Source organism: Salegentibacter echinorum (assembly GCF_900129445.1).
GTDB lineage: Bacteria > Bacteroidota > Bacteroidia > Flavobacteriales > Flavobacteriaceae > Salegentibacter > Salegentibacter echinorum.
Window position 1 is genome coordinate 351,083 of record NZ_FQVT01000003.1, and the last position, 23,593, is coordinate 374,675.

General features: G+C 36.1%; 13 protein-coding genes. All 13 read left to right on the top strand.

What is annotated here, in order from left to right; genetic code table 11:
• Nucleotide 1 precedes the first annotated feature (1 nt).
• The 13 genes from BUA71_RS07515 to BUA71_RS07570 all read left to right on the top strand — a co-directional run bounded on the left by BUA71_RS07515 (nucleotide 2) and on the right by BUA71_RS07570 (nucleotide 23,593).
• Nucleotides 2–2,617, top strand: a complete 2,616-nt coding sequence (locus BUA71_RS07515) for a GH116 family glycosyl-hydrolase (RefSeq protein ID WP_072878290.1) — start codon at nucleotides 2–4, stop codon at nucleotides 2,615–2,617.
• Between the two features lie 5 nt (nucleotides 2,618–2,622).
• Nucleotides 2,623–3,549: an alkaline phosphatase family protein gene (locus tag BUA71_RS07520; RefSeq protein WP_245812551.1), complete on the top strand. Its 927-nt coding sequence runs from the start codon at nucleotides 2,623–2,625 to the stop codon at nucleotides 3,547–3,549.
• A gap of 19 nt (nucleotides 3,550–3,568) precedes the next feature.
• Nucleotides 3,569–4,564, top strand: coding sequence for a family 43 glycosylhydrolase (locus BUA71_RS07525; protein ID WP_072878292.1), 996 nt, complete (start codon nucleotides 3,569–3,571; stop codon nucleotides 4,562–4,564).
• 49 nt (nucleotides 4,565–4,613) lie between these two features.
• Nucleotides 4,614–6,242, top strand: coding sequence for a beta-N-acetylhexosaminidase (locus BUA71_RS07530; protein ID WP_072878294.1), 1,629 nt, complete (start codon nucleotides 4,614–4,616; stop codon nucleotides 6,240–6,242).
• A gap of 397 nt (nucleotides 6,243–6,639) precedes the next feature.
• On the top strand, nucleotides 6,640–9,789 hold the full coding sequence (locus BUA71_RS07535) for a SusC/RagA family TonB-linked outer membrane protein (RefSeq protein ID WP_072878296.1): 3,150 nt from the start codon (nucleotides 6,640–6,642) through the stop codon (nucleotides 9,787–9,789).
• A gap of 11 nt (nucleotides 9,790–9,800) precedes the next feature.
• Nucleotides 9,801–11,453, top strand: coding sequence for a RagB/SusD family nutrient uptake outer membrane protein (locus BUA71_RS07540; protein WP_072878298.1), 1,653 nt, complete (start codon nucleotides 9,801–9,803; stop codon nucleotides 11,451–11,453).
• A gap of 339 nt (nucleotides 11,454–11,792) precedes the next feature.
• Nucleotides 11,793–12,395: a metallophosphoesterase family protein gene (locus tag BUA71_RS07545; protein ID WP_139277075.1), complete on the top strand. Its 603-nt coding sequence runs from the start codon at nucleotides 11,793–11,795 to the stop codon at nucleotides 12,393–12,395.
• A 2-nt stretch (nucleotides 12,396–12,397) separates the two neighbouring features.
• Entirely contained in the window at nucleotides 12,398–12,694 is a 297-nt protein-coding gene (locus BUA71_RS17485) for a hypothetical protein (RefSeq protein ID WP_139277076.1), read from the top strand.
• A gap of 798 nt (nucleotides 12,695–13,492) precedes the next feature.
• On the top strand, nucleotides 13,493–15,841 hold the full coding sequence (locus tag BUA71_RS07550; protein ID WP_072878300.1) for a discoidin domain-containing protein: 2,349 nt from the start codon (nucleotides 13,493–13,495) through the stop codon (nucleotides 15,839–15,841).
• Between the two features lie 108 nt (nucleotides 15,842–15,949).
• Complete coding sequence (locus tag BUA71_RS07555; protein WP_083572056.1) at nucleotides 15,950–17,446, top strand: alpha-L-fucosidase; 1,497 nt, start codon at nucleotides 15,950–15,952, stop codon at nucleotides 17,444–17,446.
• 6 nt (nucleotides 17,447–17,452) lie between these two features.
• Nucleotides 17,453–19,513, top strand: a complete 2,061-nt coding sequence (locus BUA71_RS07560) for an alpha-amylase family protein (protein WP_072878302.1) — start codon at nucleotides 17,453–17,455, stop codon at nucleotides 19,511–19,513.
• 222 nt (nucleotides 19,514–19,735) lie between these two features.
• Entirely contained in the window at nucleotides 19,736–21,922 is a 2,187-nt protein-coding gene (locus BUA71_RS07565) for a beta-N-acetylhexosaminidase (protein WP_175545942.1), read from the top strand.
• A 78-nt stretch (nucleotides 21,923–22,000) separates the two neighbouring features.
• Nucleotides 22,001–23,593: an arylsulfatase gene (locus tag BUA71_RS07570; protein ID WP_072878430.1), complete on the top strand. Its 1,593-nt coding sequence runs from the start codon at nucleotides 22,001–22,003 to the stop codon at nucleotides 23,591–23,593.

Sequence of the window (23,593 nt, forward strand, 5' to 3'; positions counted from 1 at the left end):
CATGAACAGATTGATAACATTACTATTATTGGTGCTCCTTTCTTCACAAATAATAGCACAATCAAATACAAATGAAACAGTAGATGGTTCTAAAAAAGACTTAAAGTATATAGGTATGCCTGTTGGTGGAATTTCTGCTGGTCAGGTTTATTTAGGAGGTGATGGGCAACTTTGGTACTGGGATATATTTAATATATCTAAAATTAGCCCGGGAAACGAAGGAGGGCATCGTTATTATCTTAATCCATTAGTACAGGATAATAATTTTGAGAATGGTTTTGGTATAACAATCAATGACAATGGGTTTGAATATAAAAGACCCCTAAATAAACAGGGATTTTCTAATATTTCTTTTCAAGGAGAGTACCCTATAGGAAAAGTTACCTATAATGACCCCCAATTGCCGGTAGAAATTAAATTGAATGCTTATACTCCATTTATCCCAACAGATGCAGATAATTCTGGTTTGCCGATGATAGTAATGGAATATACCGTTATTAACGAGGGTAACACAAATATTGATGTCTCTATAAATGGATGGTTACAGAACACAGCAGGTTATTGGAGTGCTCAAAAACAGGTTCTAAATGGGCAACACCAAAATAAGATCATAAGTACTGGAAATTACACGAGGCTGATATGCGAGAGTTCAAATTTAGATTCGAATACATTTCCAGATGCTGGAAACATGAGTTTAACACTGGTAGGAGAAGGTATTGGAAACGCTGGTGTTAGTAAACCAAAAGGAGCTTATGTTTATGAAGTACCGGAAGAAAAACCTCAGGCTACTATAGATATTGGGCAAAAACTTGTAGGAAGTGTCTCTTCTACTGTAAATCTAAAGCCTGGTGAACAAAAAACATTTACTTTTCATTTAAGTTGGTACTTTCCCAATGTACACCTTTGGGATGGGGGACATCATTGGACTAATAAAGAAGATTTAAGACATTATTATAGTAGTAAATTTGAGAATTCGGCTGCAGTTTCAGAGTATGTAATTAACAGGCCAGAACTATTAAAAATTACAAAAAACTGGAATAAAACATGGTATAACTCTAGTTTGCCAAAGTGGTTTTTAGATCGAACATTTGCCAATGTAAGTACCTTGGCAACGACTGCTACAGTGCGGTTTGACGATTTGAAAGATCGCAAAGAAAGCGAAGGAAGATTTTATACCTATGAGGGGGTGTATTTAGGAGAAGGGACTTGTACTCATGTATTTCATTATGAACAGGCAATGGGGCGTGTTTTTCCAAATTTAGCCCAAAACTTAAGAGAACAAGTTGATCTTGGTTTGTCTTTTCAAAACAACGGTATCATTTCCTATAGAGGCGAGTTTAGTGATATGGGACGGCATGATGGTCGAGGGTTTGCCATTGATGGACATGCCGGAACTGTTATGCGAATTTATAGAGAACACCTGATGTCCTCAGACGATGAATTTTTAAAGAGAAACTGGAAAAAGATTAAAAAATCTATTCAGGTAATGATAAACCAGGATATGGAGAAAACCGGAAAAGCTGACGGTATCTTGGAAGGCCCGCAATACAATACTTTAGATCGAACCTGGTATGGGAAAATAAGCTGGATAAGTGGTTTATATGCAGCTTCTCTAAAAGCAGGAAAACAAATGGCATTGGATATGAAGGATGTGCAATTTGCTAAGACTTGTGATAAATTAGCTAAGAGAAGTTTTAAAAATATTTCTAAAGAATTATTCAATGGAGAATATTTTATTCAAAAAAATGACTCTGATCATCCTGAAGCACCAAATACGAATATAGGTTGTCATACAGATCAACTATTAGGGCAATATTGGTCTACTCAAACTGGACTGGGGGATATTTTGCCTGAGGAGAAAGTAAAAACAGCTTTGAAATCTATTATGAAATATAACTTTGTGGATAATTATGGAGAATATCTTTCTGAAGCCGATATTCCGGTACAACGTTACTACGCCGATAAGGATGAAGCAGGGGTAGTGATGGCATCCTTTCCTAAAGGAGGAACCGATTTAGCTCCCGGAATCATTGAAAATGAATGGGAAAAATTAGTGGTAGGCTATTTTAGCGAAATTTGGACAGGACAGGAACATCAATTGGCGGCCACCCTTATTTCCGAAGGCTTAGTAGAAGAAGGATTAAAGGTAGTGAAAGCAATCCACGACCGCTATACAGCTAAAAGAAGAAATCCATATAATGAAATCGAATACGGTAATCATTATACCAGGGCCATGAGTGGTTATGCACCGTTTATCGCGGTTTCCGGGTTTAAATATCACGGTCCAAAAGGAATTATCGGATTTGCACCGAAACTGAATAAAGAGAAATTTAAATCTGCATTTATAACAGCGCAAGGATGGGGGAGTTTTAGTCAAAATATATCAGGCTCCTCTCAAGAGGTTGAGTTAATGTTGAATTACGGGAAATTAAACCTGAATCAAATAAATGTACAAATTCCTAAAGGGAAAAGAGTTTCTAAACTAAGAGTAGCATTAAATGGCAATCCCATTGAAATAAAGGATTCCAAATTAAAACATAACCAATTAAATGTCAAAATTCATTCCAGAAGTTTGCATAAGGGAGATGTTTTAGAAGCAATACTAACCTTAAAATAGGAAAGATGGTTTTTAGATCTAAAATTGTTTTGGTCATTCTTGCCGGTTTAATCACCATGGTTAATATGGCTTGCGTTAATAAAGAAAAGGCTATTAAAAGTAGAGAGCCTTTAATTAAACATGTTATCTTGGTAGGTGCCGATGGATTGGGTAGCTATGCTTTCGACAAGGCAGAAATACCTAACCTAAGAAAAATGATGAAGGAAGGAGCATATTCTTTAAAAACTAGAGCCGTATTACCTTCTTCCAGTGCGGTGAATTGGGCTTCTATGATTATGGGGTCAGGTCCTGAACTTCATGGATTTACGGAATGGGGAAGTAAGAAACCAGAGCTACCTTCCGCTGTACTGGGGCCAAGCGGATTATATCCTACTATTTTTAGTGTTATAGATCAACAAATGCCCAAGGCTAAAATGGGGGTGTCCTATAGTTGGTCCGGCATAAAATATCTTTTTGAAAATGAATTAGTTGATCTAAATTATAATGGAGAAACAGAAGAGAAAACTATGCAGAATGGAATTGATTTTATAGTTAGAGAAAAGCCGGCATTTACCTTTATACATTTGGATGAGCCTGATCATACCGGTCATAGCATTGGACACGATACCCCTGAGTATTACAAAGCTGTCGGTCGTGTAGACAAATTAGTAGGAGACCTGTTAGAAGCCTTGGAAAAGGAAAATTTAATGGACAATACAATTATTATTTTCACGGCAGACCATGGTGGGATAAACAAAGGGCATGGAGGAAAAACTCTCTTGGAAACGCAGATTCCATGGATTGCTTATGGAAAGGGAATTTCAGGAAAAGGCAAACTTAAAAATACAATTGTCACCTATGATACAGCAGCTACCATTGCACATCTGTTAGGGTTAAATATCCCCGATTTCTGGCGTGGAAAACCGGTAACCGAAATTTTAAATCATAATTAATTAGTTTCAAAAAAATATCATGAAAGTTCTTTTAAAATTAGTATCAATTGCAATGGTTTTAGGTTTATCTCTTATACCTTTAGGATGCCATCAAAATTCCAAAAAAACAGAGACAACTAAGGAAACTACTTTCAGGGTGGAAACACCTGAAATTTCAGGAGAGTGGCAACATATTTTTAATCCAAATGATACCCGTTCCGAAATTGATACTACTTGGTATACGAATGATCATAGTTTTGCTAAAGGACCAGATGGCAAATGGCATGCCTATGGTATAATTGGTCATAAACCTATTAATCCATGGACTGGAGAAAACAAACTTTTTCATATAAGTGCTGACAGTATTTCTCAATTAACGTGGGAGGATCACGATTATGCCCTTAAAGCAAAACCTGGAGTAGAACGAGTACTTTGGGCTCCACATATATACCAGGAAGATGATAAAAGTCATATGTTTTATAATATAGGGAATTTACAGGAAAAGGCGCCATACTATGCTAGTTGGGGACAATTGTGTATGGCAGAATCTGACGATATGTTCAATTGGAAAAGGCATGAGTTTAACCCCTTGTTCAGTGATCCGGGACACGCAAGAGATTCCTTTGTTTTTAAGGATAATGGGATATATTATTTTTATTATACCCGGACATTTAATGAAGTCGATACTCGTTCTTCTGTAGCAGTGCGAACCAGTCCTGATTTAAAACATTGGAGTGGACCAAAAATTGTACATACCCAACCATATGAGGCTGATTGGGCGGGGGATGCTGAAAGTCCTTTTATAGTAAAAAGAAATGGATTGTATTATCTATTCGTATGTCGCGCACTTACCGATTATAACGAAACACATGTATATTGGTCTAAGGATCCTTTAAACTTTCCTATAGAGAACTTAGTTACCTCTTTACCTTTACATGCTCCTGAAGTAATTAAAGTAAACGAAAGCGAATGGTATATTTCCAATACCGGTTGGGATAAAAAAGGACTGTATTTAGCGAAAATGAAATGGAAATAAGCATAATAATGAGATTAATTAAGAATTTGAAAATGTTCAAAACGCCGTTATGAGAAAAATAAGTATCTTTTTTTTAGTTGCTCTATTTGTGAATACGTGCCTCGTGGCGCAGCATATAAATGTGATTCCTCAACCTTTATCTGTTCAAAAGGGAAAAGGAAATTTTAATTTAAATCAAAATACTTCTATAGCTGCAGATGAATTAAACCAAAACAATGTTGCTTATCTTCAAAGTATACTACATACCGTATTTAAAAAGAGTTTGAAGGTTAACAGGAAAAGGGTAAACGTTATTAATCTAAAGGTAGATTCAAGCCTGCTGGAAGAATTAGGCTCAGAGGGTTATTATTTAGAAGTTAATAAGAAGAATATCTCCATAAAAGGGGCAACTGACACAGGCGTCTTCTATGGAATTCAAACCTTACGACAACTTATTCCTTTAAATGTAGAGAAAGGTTTAAAAGCCTTGTCAATTCCAATGCTAAAGATTAAAGATAAACCCCGTTTTAGCTGGAGAGCTTTCATGTTGGATGAAGCACGATATTTTAAAGGTACCAAAGAGGTAAAAAAAATACTTGATCAAATGGCTTTACTTAAAATGAATGTTTTTCATTGGCACCTTACAGACGATCAAGGTTGGCGTATACAAATAAAAAAATATCCTAAATTAACGGAAGTTGGTTCTTACAGAAGTAATAGCCAAATTGGGGGTTGGGATAGTGAAGAAAGATCGGGAGAAATACATAAGGGGTATTATACTCAAGATCAAATTCGAGATATTATAGCTTATGCTTCCGAAAGAAATATAACGATTGTTCCGGAAATTGAAATGCCAGGACATGCTTCTGCAGCAATTGCGGCATATCCCTGGTTAGGGACAATTGGCGAGTTGAAAGAGGTTCCGGTAGTTTTTGGTAAACTTCCGGACTCCTATAATGTGGCTGATCCAAGAGTTTATGAATTTATAGAAAACGTGCTCCAAGAAGTTATGGAGCTTTTTCCTGGAAAAGTTATTCATATTGGCGGAGATGAAGTAAAGTTTGGTGCATGGAAAAACTCTATAGAAGTTCAGAGGTTTATGAAAGAGAATGGATTAAAAACTCCAGCAGATTTTCAAATTTTCTTCACTAATAGGATATCTAATTTTATCGATAAAAGCGGGCATAGAATGATGGGATGGAATGAGATACTTGGAGGTAATGTACATGAATGGCAAAAGGCTGATGATGTTAAAGTACAGGAAAAATTGGCAGAGAGTGCTATAATTCATTTTTGGAAAGGTAGTACAGATTTAATAATACAAGCGGTAACCAACGGTTACGACATAGTAAATTCACATCACGTGTATACATATTTAGATTATTCTTACAAGTATATTCCCATTGAAAAAGCTTATGAATTTGACCCAATACCTGAGAAGCTGGATAATGAATATCATGCTAAGGTTCTAGGTATGGGGTGCCAAATGTGGGGAGAATGGATTCCTGATACAGAAGATATGGAAAGTATGATTTTCCCACGCTTAGCCGCATATGCTGAAGTTGGGTGGACTAAGAAAAATAGAAAGAATTATAACGCTTTTCGCAGTAATTTAAATTCAATGTTACAACGTTGGGAACTTGAAGGAATAAAATATTCCGGAAAATTTGAGGAAAAGGATTTTGTTGAAAGTAATTAACAGAGACTATATTTTTTAACACTTGAAAAAAGTTGTTAATGGGGGTAATTAGGGGGCAGACTTTCAGAGTCTGCCCCTTTCTTTTTATAAGTTCTAATAAGTTAACCAAATATAGTTTTTCTCTTATTCACTGTACTGCAATATCGCTAAACTAATTTTTTTCTTAAATAAGTTTGTTTTTCTAAAAAAATTGTTAAATTAGCTAAAAGCATTTAGCAAATATGAAAAAAAAAGATTTTTTTCAGTAAAAGCTAAAACGATTTAGCAACTAAATTTTTAATTTATGAATAAAAACCAATTAATCGAAAACAAAAAAAAGAACCTGGTAAATAGAAGTAATTTGAATGTTTACGCTAGGGCTTAGCTTACTCAACTCTAACCATTAAAAAATTAAATTATGATAAAAAAATTATGTTCGTCTTATGGACAATATAGACTATCAATTACCATGGGGTGTTTACTAGCTTTTTTTGGAAGTATGCAATTATATGCTGTATCTAAAATTGATTCGTCCAGAGATTTTGTAGATAAAATTATTCAGAAGGCTATTAATGGTCAAGTAACAGATCAAAATGGAATGTCTTTACCTGGGGTGAATGTTCAGGTTAAAGGAAAAGAAACCGTGGTTGTTACTGACTTTGATGGAAATTACAGCATTTCAGCTGTAACAGGTGATGTTTTAGTCTTCTCTTTTATAGGAATGAAAACTACTGAAAAAAAGGTAGGTGATTTGGATATAATGAATATTACTTTAGAAGAAGATACTAGCGAACTGGATGAAGTAGTAGTTGTCGGTTATGGAACCAAAGCTAAAACTTCTGTAACAGGGGCTGTTGAGGTAATTACAGCTGAAGAAATAGCAAGCAGGCCATCAAATAATGTGCTTTCCACTTTACAAGGTATGGTGCCTGGTGCTACAATAACAAGGTCTGGGGGGCAACCTGGTCGGGAAGGTCTAAATATTAATCTTAGAGGTATTTCGTCTGTAAATGGAGGTAATTCTCCCTTGATCCTTGTTGATGGAAATCCAGTTAATGATTTTAATACAATTAATCCAAAAGATATTAAAAGTATGTCATTCCTGAAGGATGCCTCTGCAGCAATATATGGTTCTAGGGCTGCTGGTGGAGTTGTTTTAATCACAACTAAATCTGGAAAGAAAGGAAAACCATCGGTAAGCTTGAATGCTTTTAGCGGGATTTCTAGTGTTTTAAATAAAATAGAGTACCCTACAATGATACAATATGCTTTAATGCATAGAGAAGCCGATATTAATAATGGTGTCTCACCCTTTTGGAATGATGAAAGAATAGAGCGTATTGAACAGGGCTCATCACCTGTTAGGTTAGAGGGCTCCCCTGAATTTCAGTTTTTTGAAAGTACCGATTGGGTAGATGAGCTTTATGGTACTGGAATACAACAGGATTATAACTTAAGCATTAATGGTGGAGGGGATAATTCTAATTATTATTATTCTGTAGGATATAATAAAACCGACGGTATGTTGGAAGGCGCTCCAGATGTAGCTGAACGTTTCAATATTAGGGGTAATTATTCATTTAATATATCTGATAATTTGAAAATTGATACCAGATTAACTTTTGAAAGATTGCAAACCGAAGAACTTTATTCGCTAGAGCGAGTAGTGAATTCAGTACGCTTAACACCCATTTTTTTTCCAGTAAAGACGCAAAGTGGAGAAAATTGGTTTTCTCAATGGGGGTACTCTAACCCTGTTGCTATGGCCAGAGAAGGAGCTCCATTGGAACGTTGGACTAATAGATTCCTACCCAATTTAACAATAGATTGGGAGTTTTTAAATAACCTTAAAGTCGTAGCACAAGCGGGATTGACATTCGAAAATTTCGACTCAAGACGAATTACAACACCAATTTCATATCACTTTTGGGACGATAAATTTGCCTATAATGAGTATGCTACTTTTCCAAATAATGCGAATTATGGATTTAGTAAAACTAATCAACGTAATTATTCTGCTCGTTTGGAATATAATAATACTTTCAATGATATACATGAACTGAGTGTTATGGCCGGTGCTACGCATGATGAGTATGATACTAGCAGTTTTAGTGCTTACCGTGATAATTTTATATCCGATGAGTTGTTTACGCTAAATTTGGGGGACAAAGAAAATATGTCTAATAATGGTGGCGGTTATCATTGGGCTTTACAATCATTAATTTCTCGTTTAAATTATAATTACAAGGGGAAATACTTTGCAGAAGCAAACTTTCGCTACGATGGTTCATCAAGGTTTATTGAAGATCAAAGATGGAAACTATTTAGTTCAGTACAAGCTGCTTGGCGATTGTCTGAAGAGAGCTTTATTAAATCTTTAGACTTTTTTGATAATTTAAAATTAAGGGTGTCGTATGGAGAGCTGGGTAACCAGTCAGGAATTGGCCTATACGACTATGTCCAGAATATCAATATTGGAGGACAGTATCCTTTTGGTGATACGCAGCGAGCTCAATCGGCAACCTTGGCTGGTATGGTTTCAACAAATAGAACCTGGGAGACCTTAATAGCGAGAAATATTGGAGTTGACGCTAATATTTTTGATAACCGTATGAATGTTTCTTTCGATTATTATAAAAAAACCAATAAAAATATGCTGGTTGGGGTTACTTTACCATCAGTTTTGGGAGCTACACCTCCATTTACAAACAATGGAGAATTGGATTCCTGGGGATGGGAACTTAGCTTAGGATGGCAGGACCAAATTAATGATTTTCAATATGGTGCTAATTTGGTATTAAGTAATAGTGATAACAAGGTAACAAATTTAGGAGGCTTTGATAATTATGCTGCTGGTTTGAATGGAGTTCGAGAAGGCTATAGAACTAATCTTTATTACGGATTTGATTTTGATGGAATTATTCAAGACCAGGCAACCTTAGATGCTTATAAACAGCTTGATGGTGTTCCCGCTAATATTGATATTGGAGATGCAATGTATAGGGATGTGGATGGTAATGGAAGAATAGATGCATATAGCGATGAGCGGGAAAATGGAGATTTAGTTATTCTTGGAACAACAGATCCTCAATATTCTTTTGGAATAAACATGAATGCAAAATATAAGGGTTTTGATTTTAGCGCCTTTCTGCAAGGCGTAGGTAAGCGAACCGTATTTAGGGAACATGAAGCAAGAGTACCATTCAATCAGCCTTGGTATCATCCACCTGCGCTATTTTACAATAATACATGGGCTCCGGAGCGTCCAGATGCTAAATATCCAAGAATATCGCACAGTAATATTAGAGATTGGAATTTTGCGCACTCTTCTAACAACAAAGAAAATGGTGCTTATATAAGGTTGAAAAATATTCAATTAGGTTATAGTTTATCAGATAAGGTTCTGGAAAGTATTGGGGGAATTCAAAATCTGAGAGTCTATGTAAGTGCTAACGATATTTGGGATTATCATGAACTTCCAGGGGGATACGATCCCGAAGATAATTCCTGGGGTAGTAATTATCCTTTTGCAAAGACTATGGCAGTTGGCTTAGATGTAACATTTTAAAAATAAAAATTATGAGATTAAAAAATATTGTAACTATAATGCTTGTAATAGGCATTGCAAGCTCCTGCACCAAAGATTTAGATCTTTATCCAAAAGATCAGGTGTCAGATGGTTCCTTCTGGAACACATCTAGGGATTTTGAACTAGCCGCAAATGCTTTTTATGGTAATTTGCCTGGGTTCTCCTATCCTAGGGATACAGATTCTGAAATAGCCTTTGGTCAAGGTCCTAATCCATTAAGTAATGGTTCCTATCTGCCACCAGATGAATCAGGGCTTTGGAATGGCGCATATGCGTCAATTAGAGGAATCAACTATCTATTGCAACAGAGCGGTGATTATGCTTATCCTAATGAAATTGAAAGATCAGTGGGTGAAGCATATTTTTTTAGAGCGTTTAATTATTTTAATTTGTTATCCAGTTTTGGAGGTGTGCCAATTATAACAGATGTATTAGATACTGATAGTGATCAGTTATTAGCACCACGAAATTCTAGAGTAGAAGTTGCAGATTTTATAATTTCTGATCTCCAAAAAGCGATTGATAGATTGCCAAGTCAGAGCGAAATTCCTGCAAATGAACTAGGGAAAGTATCAAAAGAAGCAGCCCAGGCATTTTTAAGCCGAGTGGCCTTATTTGAAGGTACCTGGGCGAAGTTTCACGGAGGAGAGAAAGCAAATGAACGTTTAGAAATCGCCGTACAGGCAGCTAAAGCAGTTATTGACGGAGGCCAATTTAGTTTATTTACAGCCTTTGGAACAGAAGAAAGCTATAGAAAACTTTTTATTGAAGCAGGTGAAGATAGTGAAGAGGTAATTCTCTCTAGAAGGTATGTATTGGATATCAATGGAACGCATAATGCAACTAGGTGGCTAGAGCAAAATATTCAGAATCCCACTCGTAGGCTTGTAGATAGTTATCTTTCAGTAGATGGGTTGCCAATATCAGATTCACCATTGTTTATGGGTTATAACACTATGACTTCAGAGTTTGAAAATAGGGATTCACGCCTGATGCAGACTGTCTTAAAGCCTGGGGTTGAATATGTAGGAGGGGGAGCTGCAATAATGACTTATGAAAAACCTAAATTGGATGGAGCATTAACGCGTACAGGTTATACTAATTATAAATTTCTGGGTGAAACAGAAGAATCTTGGGCGGGTCGTGCAGAGTATGATAATATTGTTTTTAGATATGGGGAAGTACTATTGAATTATGCAGAAGCAAAATTTGAATTGAATGGTAATATTTCCGATGAGGACTTAAACTTATCCATAAATAAGCTAAGAGACCGTGTTGGGATGCCACATTTGACAAATGCCCATGTGGAAAATAATATGCTCGATATGCAAACAGAAATACGTCGTGAAAGAAAAGTAGAATTGGCTTTGGAAGGTTTTAGACGTGATGATTTAAATCGTTGGAAGATTGCAGAAGAGGTCTTGCCTAAAGCTATAAAAGGTATAAAGTTTGTCGGTACCCAATATGAAACAGAGTTCCCTGAAATTACGCCTGGAGTTAATTTTGAGGTAGATTCTGAAGGTTATATAATCGCAGAACCAGCTTCTAATAGAAATTTTGAAGTGCCTAAGCATTATTTATGGCCACTGCCCAAAAAACAATTAAACCTTAATCCTAATTTAGAACAAAATCCAGGTTGGTAAAAATTAATAACAGTTAATTAAGACAGTTAGTTTGGTTAGCTTACACTTCATTGGTGTGAGTAAAAGGGAGTTGAAAGACTCCCTTTAAATTGTTAAAGCGATACCTTATTGTGAATTATAAATCATCAATGATAGTTATTTTTTGTTTTGAAATCTATAGTAAAAGAATTATCGGGTCTTGGATGTATATAAAAGTAAGATTGGTATATAATCGTTTTTTTGATATAAATTATATAATCAAGGCATAAATATGTTTTGCATACAGTTTTTTTCTAAATCAAAACCATAAAGTAAATTTTTCTATTGCGAATAAACTCTAACATACGATAAATTATAAAAATGAATTTTAAAAATAAGTCTATATATAATCGGAGAATGGTGCTTAAAACTCTCGGATTAGCAGTTGGAGCGTCATTATTATCTAAGTTCTCATTAGCTTCCGATTCTGAACAGATTAACAATAAACTCAAAAAAGTTTTGACAATAGCACACATAACAGAAGTACATATGCGTCCAGAACATAATGCTCCAAATCGGTTTAGGAAATGTATAGAAAAAATAAAAGAACATAATATTGATTTCATTTTAAATGGTGGAGATACCATATATGCTGCAGATTATTCTCACATAAAAAGAAAAAGGGTTCTAGAGCAATTGGATATATGGAATGAACTAAGAAACGAAATTGATGAGTATGAAATATTTAGTTGTTTAGGGAATCATGATATGTGGTGGGCTGCACCAAATAAATTAGACAAAATGTATGGTAAGGATTATGTAGTCAACCAACTTAAAATACCAAATAGGTACTACAGTTTTGGTAAAGAGGGATGGCATTTTATTGTTCTTGATAGTAATAATAACGCGGGGGCATTAGATGAAAAGCAAAGGTTATGGCTGGAAAAAGATTTGGAAAAACTTAATAGGGAAGTAATGTTTTAATCATGTCCCATTATCCAATCTTAGGGGTTTGCACAACTCTGGAAGAAGGAGGAAATCATAAGGATAGTGATTACATTACAGATTTATTTTATAAACATAATGATAAAAGAATTAGTTGTTTGAGTGGTCATGTTCATTTGCTGGACAAAGCTACTTATAATGTAGATTACTATTGCAATGGAGCATTAAGTGGGTATTGGTGGGAAGAAGGAGATAAAAAATCAGTAGCTAAGTACTGGTATAAAGAAACCTCACCTGGTTATACGTTTGATAATGGACTACTTGAAAATACTTCTTAACCTCAGACATTTTAAGTTGTTGTCAAGTCTTATTTTCTTTAGATAATATATTATCTAAAATTTATTTTTATATTTAATCGCTAAATCGAATTAGCTGTCAAGTGATTTTACGAAACAGCCATATTTATTTGCATAAATATTCAGTGAATTACTGGCTAAAACCTCTAATTCTCAATTAAAGCCGTAAAGTAGTATTTCAAATTTAGATTTCATATTTACGGATTTCCTGAATATACAATGAATGAAATAGGAAGGACATTAGCATATCGCTGGCATTTAGATCACATTCCATTTAAAGATTCTATTCAGGTTAATGGGAGCATAATACGAACAATACTATTGAAGCATATAATAAAAATGTAGTCTTTTATTACTTAAAAAATCAGAGTTATTAAATTAACAGATATGAGAAGTTTAAAATTAAAGTTTTATGGAGTTGTTTTACTGTTAATAATATTAACAGCTTGTAATCTTCAACAAAATAAAACAGTCAGTTTAGTGTAACGCTGTCTTTTACTTTGTTTTTCTTAAAACTAGCTGTCCATAGAAGGTGCTATTGCTATGACTGTAATGGGATATTTTGTCTATAGGAGCGGTTGTGTGCTACAATCGGAAGTTGCAATTCAAGGTGTACTATTGGTGTTTTCCATTGTACCCGCCATCCTTTTGTGATCGGCGCCCTGGTGATAGGATTATTTAAGTTCAATAACAAAACAATCAAAGATAATGAGTTAAGGTTAGAAAAGTTGAGAGCCAATAGAAACTAGGTAACAATCATAAAATTAAAAATCAATAGAAATGAATAGTATCAAGGCGAATGTAATAATCATGTTGTTGTTATGTTCCTTAAGCGCCTTTGCGCAGCATGTAAATTTCTATGTTTCACCATCAGGAAGCAATAGGGGAGACGGATCTAAGGGAAATCCTTGGAAAAGCTTGGCTTATGCAGTAGATCAAGCAGGAAAAAACAAGAACCATGTATCGCTGCAACTCGAGAATGGTATTTATTATTTGGAAAGACCATTAGAGCTTAATAATCAATATTCCAACATGAAAATTATGGCCGCCAATGGAGCCAATCCCATTATTAGAGGAGGTGTGAAAATTAGCAACTGGAAAGGGCCTGATAAGGACAGTATATGGACTGCAAAAGTACCGCCTGGAGTAACGGGGAGACATCTGTATATAAACGGAGAAAGAGCGGTAAGAGCCAGAACAGTAGATGCCGATGGTTGGCTGCGAATAGCACATCGCCCAAAAAATTGCGGATCTGTTTCCTGTAGAGACGATGCCAATACGCCCAATGGATTCAAGGTTCCCAAAGACTTTCCAAGTTTGTCTAATGTTGAGGATGTTGAAATGATTAATGTGATGCGCTGGAAAATGTATCGTGGTAAATTGCAGAAAATTGAGAACGGAATTGCCTATGTGGATCCGGAATATTGGAATCTTGCCAAAATAGGTCCTTTTGCAATCTTAAACAACAAACAGGATGAAGCGGTATCCTGGCTGGAAAATGCGATGGAGTTTTTGGATGAAGAGGGAGAATGGTATTTGGATAAACGTAAAAGGAAGATCTATTACAAGCCTCGTAAAGGAGAAGTTATGAAAAATTCGGAGACAGTAATCTCCAATGTGGATCGTCTGATCGATGCGGATGGGGTAGAAAATATTTCCTTTGAGGGAATTACTTTCGAATATGCCAACTGGAGCCAACCATCTACATCAAAGGGATATGTTAGTATTCAATCAGGAGCAATTTTAACCGATCCGGATTACCAATCTATCGAAGATGCATTCGAGGGATTGGTTGATATACCAGGCAATGTGCATTTCAAAAACTCAAGAAATGTAGTGTTCAAAAGTAATATATTTAGGCACCTGGGAGGAACCGCTTTGAACTTTGATACCAATAACAAGAATGTAAATATCTTTGGAAATGTCTTTCAGGATATATCTGGATCTGCCATTACCATCGGAAATTTACAAGACCACCATATCGTTAGCGATAAAGTAAGTCGGGAAATTATAATCGATAATAATCGAATTCAAGACGTAGGGCAGGAATACTATGACGTGTGTGCAATAAAATGCTCTTTTGTTAAAGATGCTGTGATTATCAATAACACCATTGATGGATCCTCTGCAGGAGGAATTAGCTTGGGCTGGGGTTGGGGCCGTTATGATGTAGACAATTTTGATTTTTGGAAAGACGGCTCCGACAAGGCATATAATCATCCAACAGTTGCTGGAGGTGTTATAGTGGCCCATAACAAAATCACCAATGTTACAAAGAGGCTTGGCGATACCGGAGCCATATATAATTTGGGAGCTTCACCCGGTACCAGGTGGTATGCTAATTACATTGAAAATGTAGCCCATCCCGAAGAACCATTTTGTAGTGACTATAGCCATGGTATCTACATTGATAACGGGTCTAGAGGAATTGAAATTAAAGATAATGTGGTGATAGGTTCTTCTCATGAACCCTACTTGGCCAATGGTTCCCATGATTATAATGTAAGAGGTGCGGCCTATTATTTTAAAAAAGAAGCCGGGGATTATCCGGCATGGATTAAAGAAAAAGCAGGTGCCAAATCAGAAATCAACACCATTAGAAGTAGGGAGGAGATAGAAGAATTATTGTCGGAAGCTCTACCGGTTGGACGAAAATTTCATATTGTTGAAAAGGGGGTAGCCGTTGGAAAAAAGATTACTGCCATTGGGGGTGTCGCCAACTGTAAGGCTTCCTATGCAACAGATGGAAAAACGGAAACCTATTGGAGAGGTGAAGGTAAAGAAGGGGAACTAATATTAGATCTGGGTAAAGTAGCCGATGTATACTATGTGAACGCTGCCTTTGGATACTTTGACCCTGAAACAAGACGGGAAGTATATTTCAAGAATGAATATGATTTTGAATATTTCTTTTCTGTAGATGGAGAAAACTGGAAAACCTTTGGGGAAGGTAGAAAAGAATCTACGCTTGCTATCAATCAGCAGTACATGCCAGAATTTAAACCCGCAAAGGCGAGATTTGTAAAGCTCAAAGTGTATTCGTCAGGAGAAAATCCGTTAGGTGTTTTAAGGTTTAAAGTAGTCGATCAACAGCCCGTCTATGGTGGGCGTGAATTTGGACCTCAATAAACTTGAATGGCAAGAAATGGATTTTATGCTGACATATGCGCTCATGTCAATAATTTTAGAAACATAAATTAGTATAAATAGAAATAACTTTAATTACGAAATGATATTATGAGAAATTTAAAATTTTTAGTATTGGTTCTTTGTGCTATAGTTAGCACTTTAGGGCAAGAAATTAACGCGCAGCAAAAAAAAATAGAGCCTAATTGGGAATCTATTGATAGTAGACCTGTTCCATCCTGGTTTGAGGATGCTAAATTTGGAATCTTTATTCATTGGGGACCCTATTCGGTTCCGGCATGGAGTCCAAAGGGAACTTATGCAGAGTGGTACCAATATTGGTTACAAAGTAAGTCACTTTTTGGAAATGGCGATTTTTCAGGTACTGAAGTTTATGATCACCATGTTAAAACATACGGGCCCCACTTTAGTTATTACAATTTTGGGGAGCAGTTTACCGCGCGAGATTTTGATGCCGACAAGTGGGCCGAACTTTTCGAAAACGCGGGAGCTAAATATATGATGATTACTTCCAAGCATCATGATGGATTTACTTTATGGCCCAGTGAAACAGCAAACAAAACCTGGGGGTTCCCTTGGAATGCCAAGGACGTAGGGGCCAAAAGAGACTTGTTAAAGGAATTGGAAGTGGCAGTCAAGAAAACCGATGTGAAATTTGGGACTTATTATTCCCTTTATGAGTGGTTTAACCCTCTTTGGAAAGAGGACAAAGAAAAATTTGCCTTAGAACATATGCATCCACAGTTTAAGGACCTGGTGGAGAATTATAAGCCAGATCTTATTTGGAGCGATGGGGACTGGGATATGAGTGCAGAAAAGTGGCACTCTCCGGAATTGCTGGCCTGGCTTTTCAATGAATCTGCGGTAGGTGATGAGGTGGTTATCAACGACCGGTGGGGAGATGGAATCCGTTTTAATCACGGAGGGTATTTTACCACAGAATACCAATCGGAACTTGATGGTAGTAGACCTTGGGAAGAATGTCGTGGAATTGGATTTTCATTTGGGTATAATACAAACGAAGATGCCTGGGACTACGCTTCTGAACGAACTCTTATTTACTTACTTTTAAACGTGGTTAGTAACGGGGGAAATCTTTTGTTGGATATCGGCCCAGACGCTCAGGGTAATATTCCTCCTATCATGCAAGACCGCTTGTTGGCAATAGGTGATTGGCTTAAAGTTAATGGAGAGGCTATTTATGGAACTCGTAAATGGGAGCGTGCATGTCAATGGTCCAAGAAAGGTAAAAAAGATTGGAAACCTGAAGGTACCCATTATCTTCCAGCTGATTATATCTTAAAACAAACTATTGATCCAGAACCGGGTTATGCCGTTAGAGAAATATTTTTTACAAAAAAAGGAAGTGATCTTTTTGCAATTGTTCCCAAGTGGCCCAAAAATACTCTGATTATCAAAGATGTTATGGTGACCGATCAAACAGAAATTAATTTAATTGGAACTAATTTAAAAATTGAATTTGTTCAAAAAGGAAAAGATTTAGTTCTTAAGGTTCCTAACCTTACAAACGATGAATTACCTTCTAAATATGCATACTCATTTAAAATCACAAATATTAAAAAATAGGATTTTATGAAATTTATAATAAAGAGTTTTATTTTGTTACTATTAATATCTTTTCAGGGATTTTCGCAAACAAATCGGAAAGGATTTTATAATGGTGAAGGTTCTAGGCAAGTACACTTGGATTTTCATACTACCGAAAAATTAAAGGATATTGGTGAAAACTGGGATAAAGCAGAATGGCAACTAAGATTAAAAGAAGGTCATGTCAACTCCATTAATATTTTTGCGAAAGGCCATCATGGTTGGGCATATTACAACACAAAAGTAGGAAAACGACACCCTAATTTAAAGTTTGACTTACTTAAGGCTCAAATTGAGGCAAACAAAGAAATTGGTGTTTCTTCTCGAGCCTATATTACAGTAGGGTGGAATGTACTTGACGCCAAAGAACATCCCGAATGGGTGTTAACAGATAAAGATGGTAAAAATACGTTTGCTGAAATGGAGGCCAAAGCTAAACCAGGAGAGTATTTTCCGTGGGGATGGCCAACATTGTATCCAGAAGGACCTTATATGGAACATCTTTTAAAACATACCGAAGAGATTGCTAAAAACTATGATATTGATGGTTTTTGGTTCGATATAGTGCCCGTTGGAACTATTAATTATAATGAATACAGTAAAAAAGATATGGAAGCCAATGGGGTTGATTGGAATAATGAAGAAGAAGCTTGGGCTCATCATTGCAAAAAAATGCATCGGTACTTTCAAAAAACTAATGCAATCATAAAGAAATATAAACCTAATGCGTCAATCTATTATAACTGGACTACGCCAATTAACAATAAAAAAATTATTATTGAGGACTATGACCAATACAATACTAAACATGATTTAGAAGATTTACCTACTACTTGGGCCGGTTATGATGTATTTCCTGTAAGGGCTAAATATTATGCTAATACAGGAAAACCCATAGTTGCCATGAGTGGTAAATTCCACTCAGCTTGGGGTGAGTTTGGAGGTTTTAAACACAAAGATGCTATCTGGTATGAAGCAGCAAGTATGCTTTCCTATGGAGCTATGGCTAATTTTGGAGATCAATTGCATCCAACAGGAAAATTAGAGAAAGCCACCTACGATAATATTGGTCACGCTTATAGATATATTGAAAAAATTGAAGACTATAGTCTGAATTCAAAGCACTTGGCAAAAACAGCTATTTGGTTAAGTTTTACAGAAAGGGATAATGATTTGGTCAAAATCTTGTTGGAAAAACAAGTTAATTTTGTAGTTGCAAATAATTTAAAAGACTGGAGTGCTTTAAATCTGATAATTTTGCATAGTGATGTGGAATTAAATGATGAAGAAACAGAAAAAATTGAATCATTTGTTGATAAAGGTGGTAAGCTATTTATTCTTGAAAAAGGTGCTTTTGCAAATGGAAAGTGGAAATTTGATATTGGCGCAACATATTTGGGAGAAGCAACGGCTGATGTTGATTATACACTAGTTTCAAAAAAATTAAACCAGGATCTGGTAGAATCGCCTTTTTTGAATCGATTTCCTGCAGTTCGTGTTCAACCAGAAGCCGGGGCTGAAATTCTTGCAAAAATTCATGAACCTTATTTTAACCGAACCGTAGAACATTGGACATCTCATGATAATACGCCATATAAAACCAAAGCAGCTGATCATCCTGCAATTATTAAAAAAGGAAATATTGTTTGGGCTGCACATAAATTAGAAGAAAATTATGGGAAAGAAGGCTCGAGAGTACATAAGCAATTGTTTTATAATGCTTTAAAGAAAGTTCTAATTGATCCTTATGTTGAAGTAGATTTGCCAAGTAGTGGGAGGGTAAATTTGTTACATCAACCTCAAAAGACTCGTTATGTGGTTCATCTAACTTATGCTTCGCCGCATCAGCGTGGTCGGGCTAAAGTAATTGAAGATTTGGTTACTTTATACAATACGCCAGTACGTGTAGACTTTGATAAAAAAATAAAAAAAGCATATACAATTCCTGAAAAAGAGATATTAAGCATCAAAAATGTGGGAGATAAACAAGAAGTGATTATTCCTGAGTTGAGATGTCATTCAGCCGTTGTGTTCGAATACGAATAATCATAAATAATATTTAGTACAGTTATTTCAGATCTGCTCACATTTTTATGATAATTATTTATTCTAAAAAAATATCTCCAAGTTATCATTACAATAATGTCAAATTATTAATCCTCAAAAAAATAAATACAGAAGGTGAATGCGTTATTTAAACTGTATTTATAAATATTTCAATTATTATCTTTTATGTTACTAGAGACTACTTTAGGAAAAACTTGTTTATTGTTTTTCGTTATTTTTATTTCTTATGGCCAGGCAAATGCCTCCGATATTATTCCAAAACCAGAAAGGTATGAGCCTAATGGCGAGGTGTTTTCATTAAATCAATCTACTAAAATACAGTATCGCAATGGCTTGAAGACCATGGCAGCATACCTGGGTAAAACCATTTCCCCGGCAACCGGATGGGATTTTAAACTGTCGGCATCCAATAAACCCCAAAAAAACAGTATTCACCTTTCCATAGACCCTCAAGACGATAACAAAGAAGGGTATCGCCTTATGGTGAATTCCATAAATATTCAAATTATAGGTAATAGTGAGGCTGGTGTTTTTAATGGAATCCAGACGCTACGGCAAATGCTTCCCGTTAAAATATTCAATTCAAGAAGGCAGAAAGATGTTGATTGGGCCATAGAAGGTGCTTACGTTGAGGATACGCCAGCATATCCATGGCGAGGAATGATGCTGGATGTAAGTCGTTATTTTTATGAAGTGTCTTATGTTAAGCAATTGGTAGATATGATGGCTATGTACAAGATGAACGTACTACATCTTCATTTGATAGACGATGCCGGATGGCGAATAGAAATAAAGAAATACCCCAGGTTAACTTCTGTTGGTGGATTCCGGGGTGAGGGACACGAAAGAACTGGAGGATATTACACTCAAGAGGAAATAAAGGAAATAATAGCCTATGCAGCTTTGCGAAATATAGAGGTGATCCCAGAGATAGAGATTCCGGCGCATACCTTACCCGCCATTGCTGCGTATCCGCATTTGTCCTGTACCGGTGCCCCACAGGTGGTGCAGACCCAACACTCCATAAGTGGAGAATTGTACTGTGTGGGTAGAGAGTCTACTTTTGATTTTCTGGAGGATGTCTTTGATGAAGTGGTAGCTTTATTCCCCAGTAAGTATATACATATCGGTGGTGATGAAGCCAGGTATGATCGTTGGGCGGCATGTTCTCATTGTCAGAAAAGAAAAGATTCCCTAGGACTGGAGAAAGAAGCTGATCTTCAGGTATATTTCACCAATCGGATACAAAAGGTATTAAAGAAACGCGGAAAAACGATTGTGGGATGGGACGAAATCATTGAAAGAGGATTGGACGATAAGGCTGTTGGTATGGTGTGGCACAACAAAGAAAAGGCCATACTGGGTACTCAGGCAGGGCACGATATGGTGATGGCACTATCGAGCCATGCTTATTTTGACGTTGCAGAAAGTAGTATCCCCGGGGAGGTGAAAGCTGCAACCTGGTTATCTCCAATTAGCCTTGAAAAAGTATACAGTATGGATCCTGTGGTAGAAGGATTAGATGACGCATACCAGTCGCAGGTTCTGGGTGTCCACGCCACCCTGTGGTCTGATCAGTTTATCCATGGCACCATTTTACAGGAAATACTGCCTATTAATGAAAATAGATCTGAAAAGTATTTTGATTATCTAACCTTTCCTAGGATGGCAGCTTTGGCAGAGGTTGGTTGGACAGATAAAAACCTTAAAGATTGGTCCGATTTTGAATATAGAATGCGAAAACATTATAATAGATATGATGAAGCGGGCTATGGGTATAGGGTGCCGCAGCCTAAATTGATTGGGAAAAAGGAAGTTGGAGATGGCATCGAGATAACCTTGGAAAATGTAGTCGAGGGTGCACATATTCGTTACACTACTAATGGTCTTAAACCCAATACCTATGATGATGTGTATATCAGCCCAATTAAAGTAGATAAATTATCCGATTTTAAGGCGATTACCGTAGTGAACCGTCACCAGTTCTCGCTACCATTATATTTTCCAGAGAAATATGAACAATACAAAAAGTTCGGAACGCCAATGGGCGAATGGAAACCAACTCTTATTAAAGGAGTAGAATTTGGCGAATTGGAATTGGATGCAACGGGTAAAATAACTGGAAATGGAATTTATGAAATAACATTTATTTATACCGATGGAGCCCATAAGCTGGAAATTGAAGGGGTTTCGGTTTATAAAAACAGACAATTAATTACCGAAGATAGGCATAAGGGAGAAACAGGGACTTCCTCAAGCGAAAATACCTATAGCGTAAAAATCAATGAATATGAAACAGGTGCCGAATTTAAAATTAGGGCTAACGTAAGAGGAGATATAGGGAATGATTCTCAAGGCGTTGTTTTTATTAAAAAAAAGGATAATTAATTTTAAGTAAATCAAATAAGATGTGAAATGGGTTAGCAAAAACTAACTTTAAACCAATAACACTAATTTATGTATCAAATGAAAGAAAATATCAGCATTTTTTTTATTCCCTTATTCTTATCTTTTAGCTTGGTTTCCTGTGAAAATAAAACTAAAACTGGAATTGGAGAAGCAAGCAAAAAAAAACCGAATATTATTTATATTCTTGCAGATGATCTTGGATATGGTGAGCTTGGAGCATATGGACAAGATAAAATTGAAACTCCTAATTTAGATGCTTTAGCTGAAAATGGGATGGTTTTTTCTCAGCACTATAGTGGTGCTCCTGTATGTGCTCCTGCACGGTTTATGTTGTTGACAGGAAAACATGCAGGTAATGCTTACATTCGTGGGAATGACGAATGGAGTGAGAGAGGTAAAGTATGGGATTATAAGGAAGTGATTAAGGATTCTACATTGGAGGGACAGCGTCCTATACCAGATTCCATTAGTTTTTTTCCAGAAAAACTTCAAGAAATAGGATATGCAACTGGTATGAATGGTAAGTGGGGACTTGGCGCCCCACATACCAATTCGATTCCGAATAAAAAAGGTTTTGATTTTTTTTATGGATATAATTGTCAACGTCAGGCTCATACATATTATCCTGTTCATTTGTATCGAAATGAAAATCGGGTATACTTGAATAATGACACAATTGCTCCCGATAGAGAACTTGCTCCTGGAGCAGATCCAAATAATTCAGAAAGTTATGTAGATTATACTTTGCAAGATTATGCCCCAGATTTGATGTTCGATGAAATGATTGGATGGATCAGTGAACAAAAAGATAATCCATTTTTCTTTTATTGGGCTTCTCCAATTCCTCATAACCCAATTCAGGCACCACAGAAATGGGTTAATTACTATAAAAAGAAATTTGGTGCGGAAGAGCCGTATCTTGGAAGTAAAGGTTATTTCCCAAATCAATTTCCAAGAGCTGCTTATGCTGCCCAGATCTCTTATCTGGATGAAAATGTTGGTAAACTGGTTAAATATCTTAAAGAAAATAACCTGTACCAAAATACCTTAATTATGTTTACCTCAGATAATGGAGTTACATATACAGGTGGAACAGATGGATCTTTTTTTAATAGTTCTGGAGAGTTTGGAGAAGAATATGGAAAAGCAAAGGGTTTTTTGTATGAAGGAGGAATTCGGGTGCCTATGATTGTAAGCTGGCCAAATAAAATAAAGCCTGGAAGTAAAACTGATCTCATTTCTGCACAATATGATGTTTTAGCTACCCTTTCTGAAATAACTGGATTTGAAAAACCGTCCGATACAGATGGGATTAGTTTTTTACCTACTTTATTGCAAAATGAGGAAGCTCAAAAGGAGCATGAATTTCTTTTTTGGGAATATCCCGAATATGGTGGACAGGTAGCTATAAGGATGGGCGAGTGGAAAGTAGTACGTCAAAATTTAAAAAATAAAAAGCGGCCAACACTTGAACTCTATAATCTTGTAAAAGACCCTCAAGAAAAAAATAATGTGGCTTCAGAATATCCGAAAATTATTGAAAAAGCGACTAAAATTTTTAAGAAGGAGCATTCTGACGCTCAAATTGAGCGATTCCGGATACCCCAGGTTGAAAATGGCCTACTAGAGAATAATGAAAAGCCATCATAG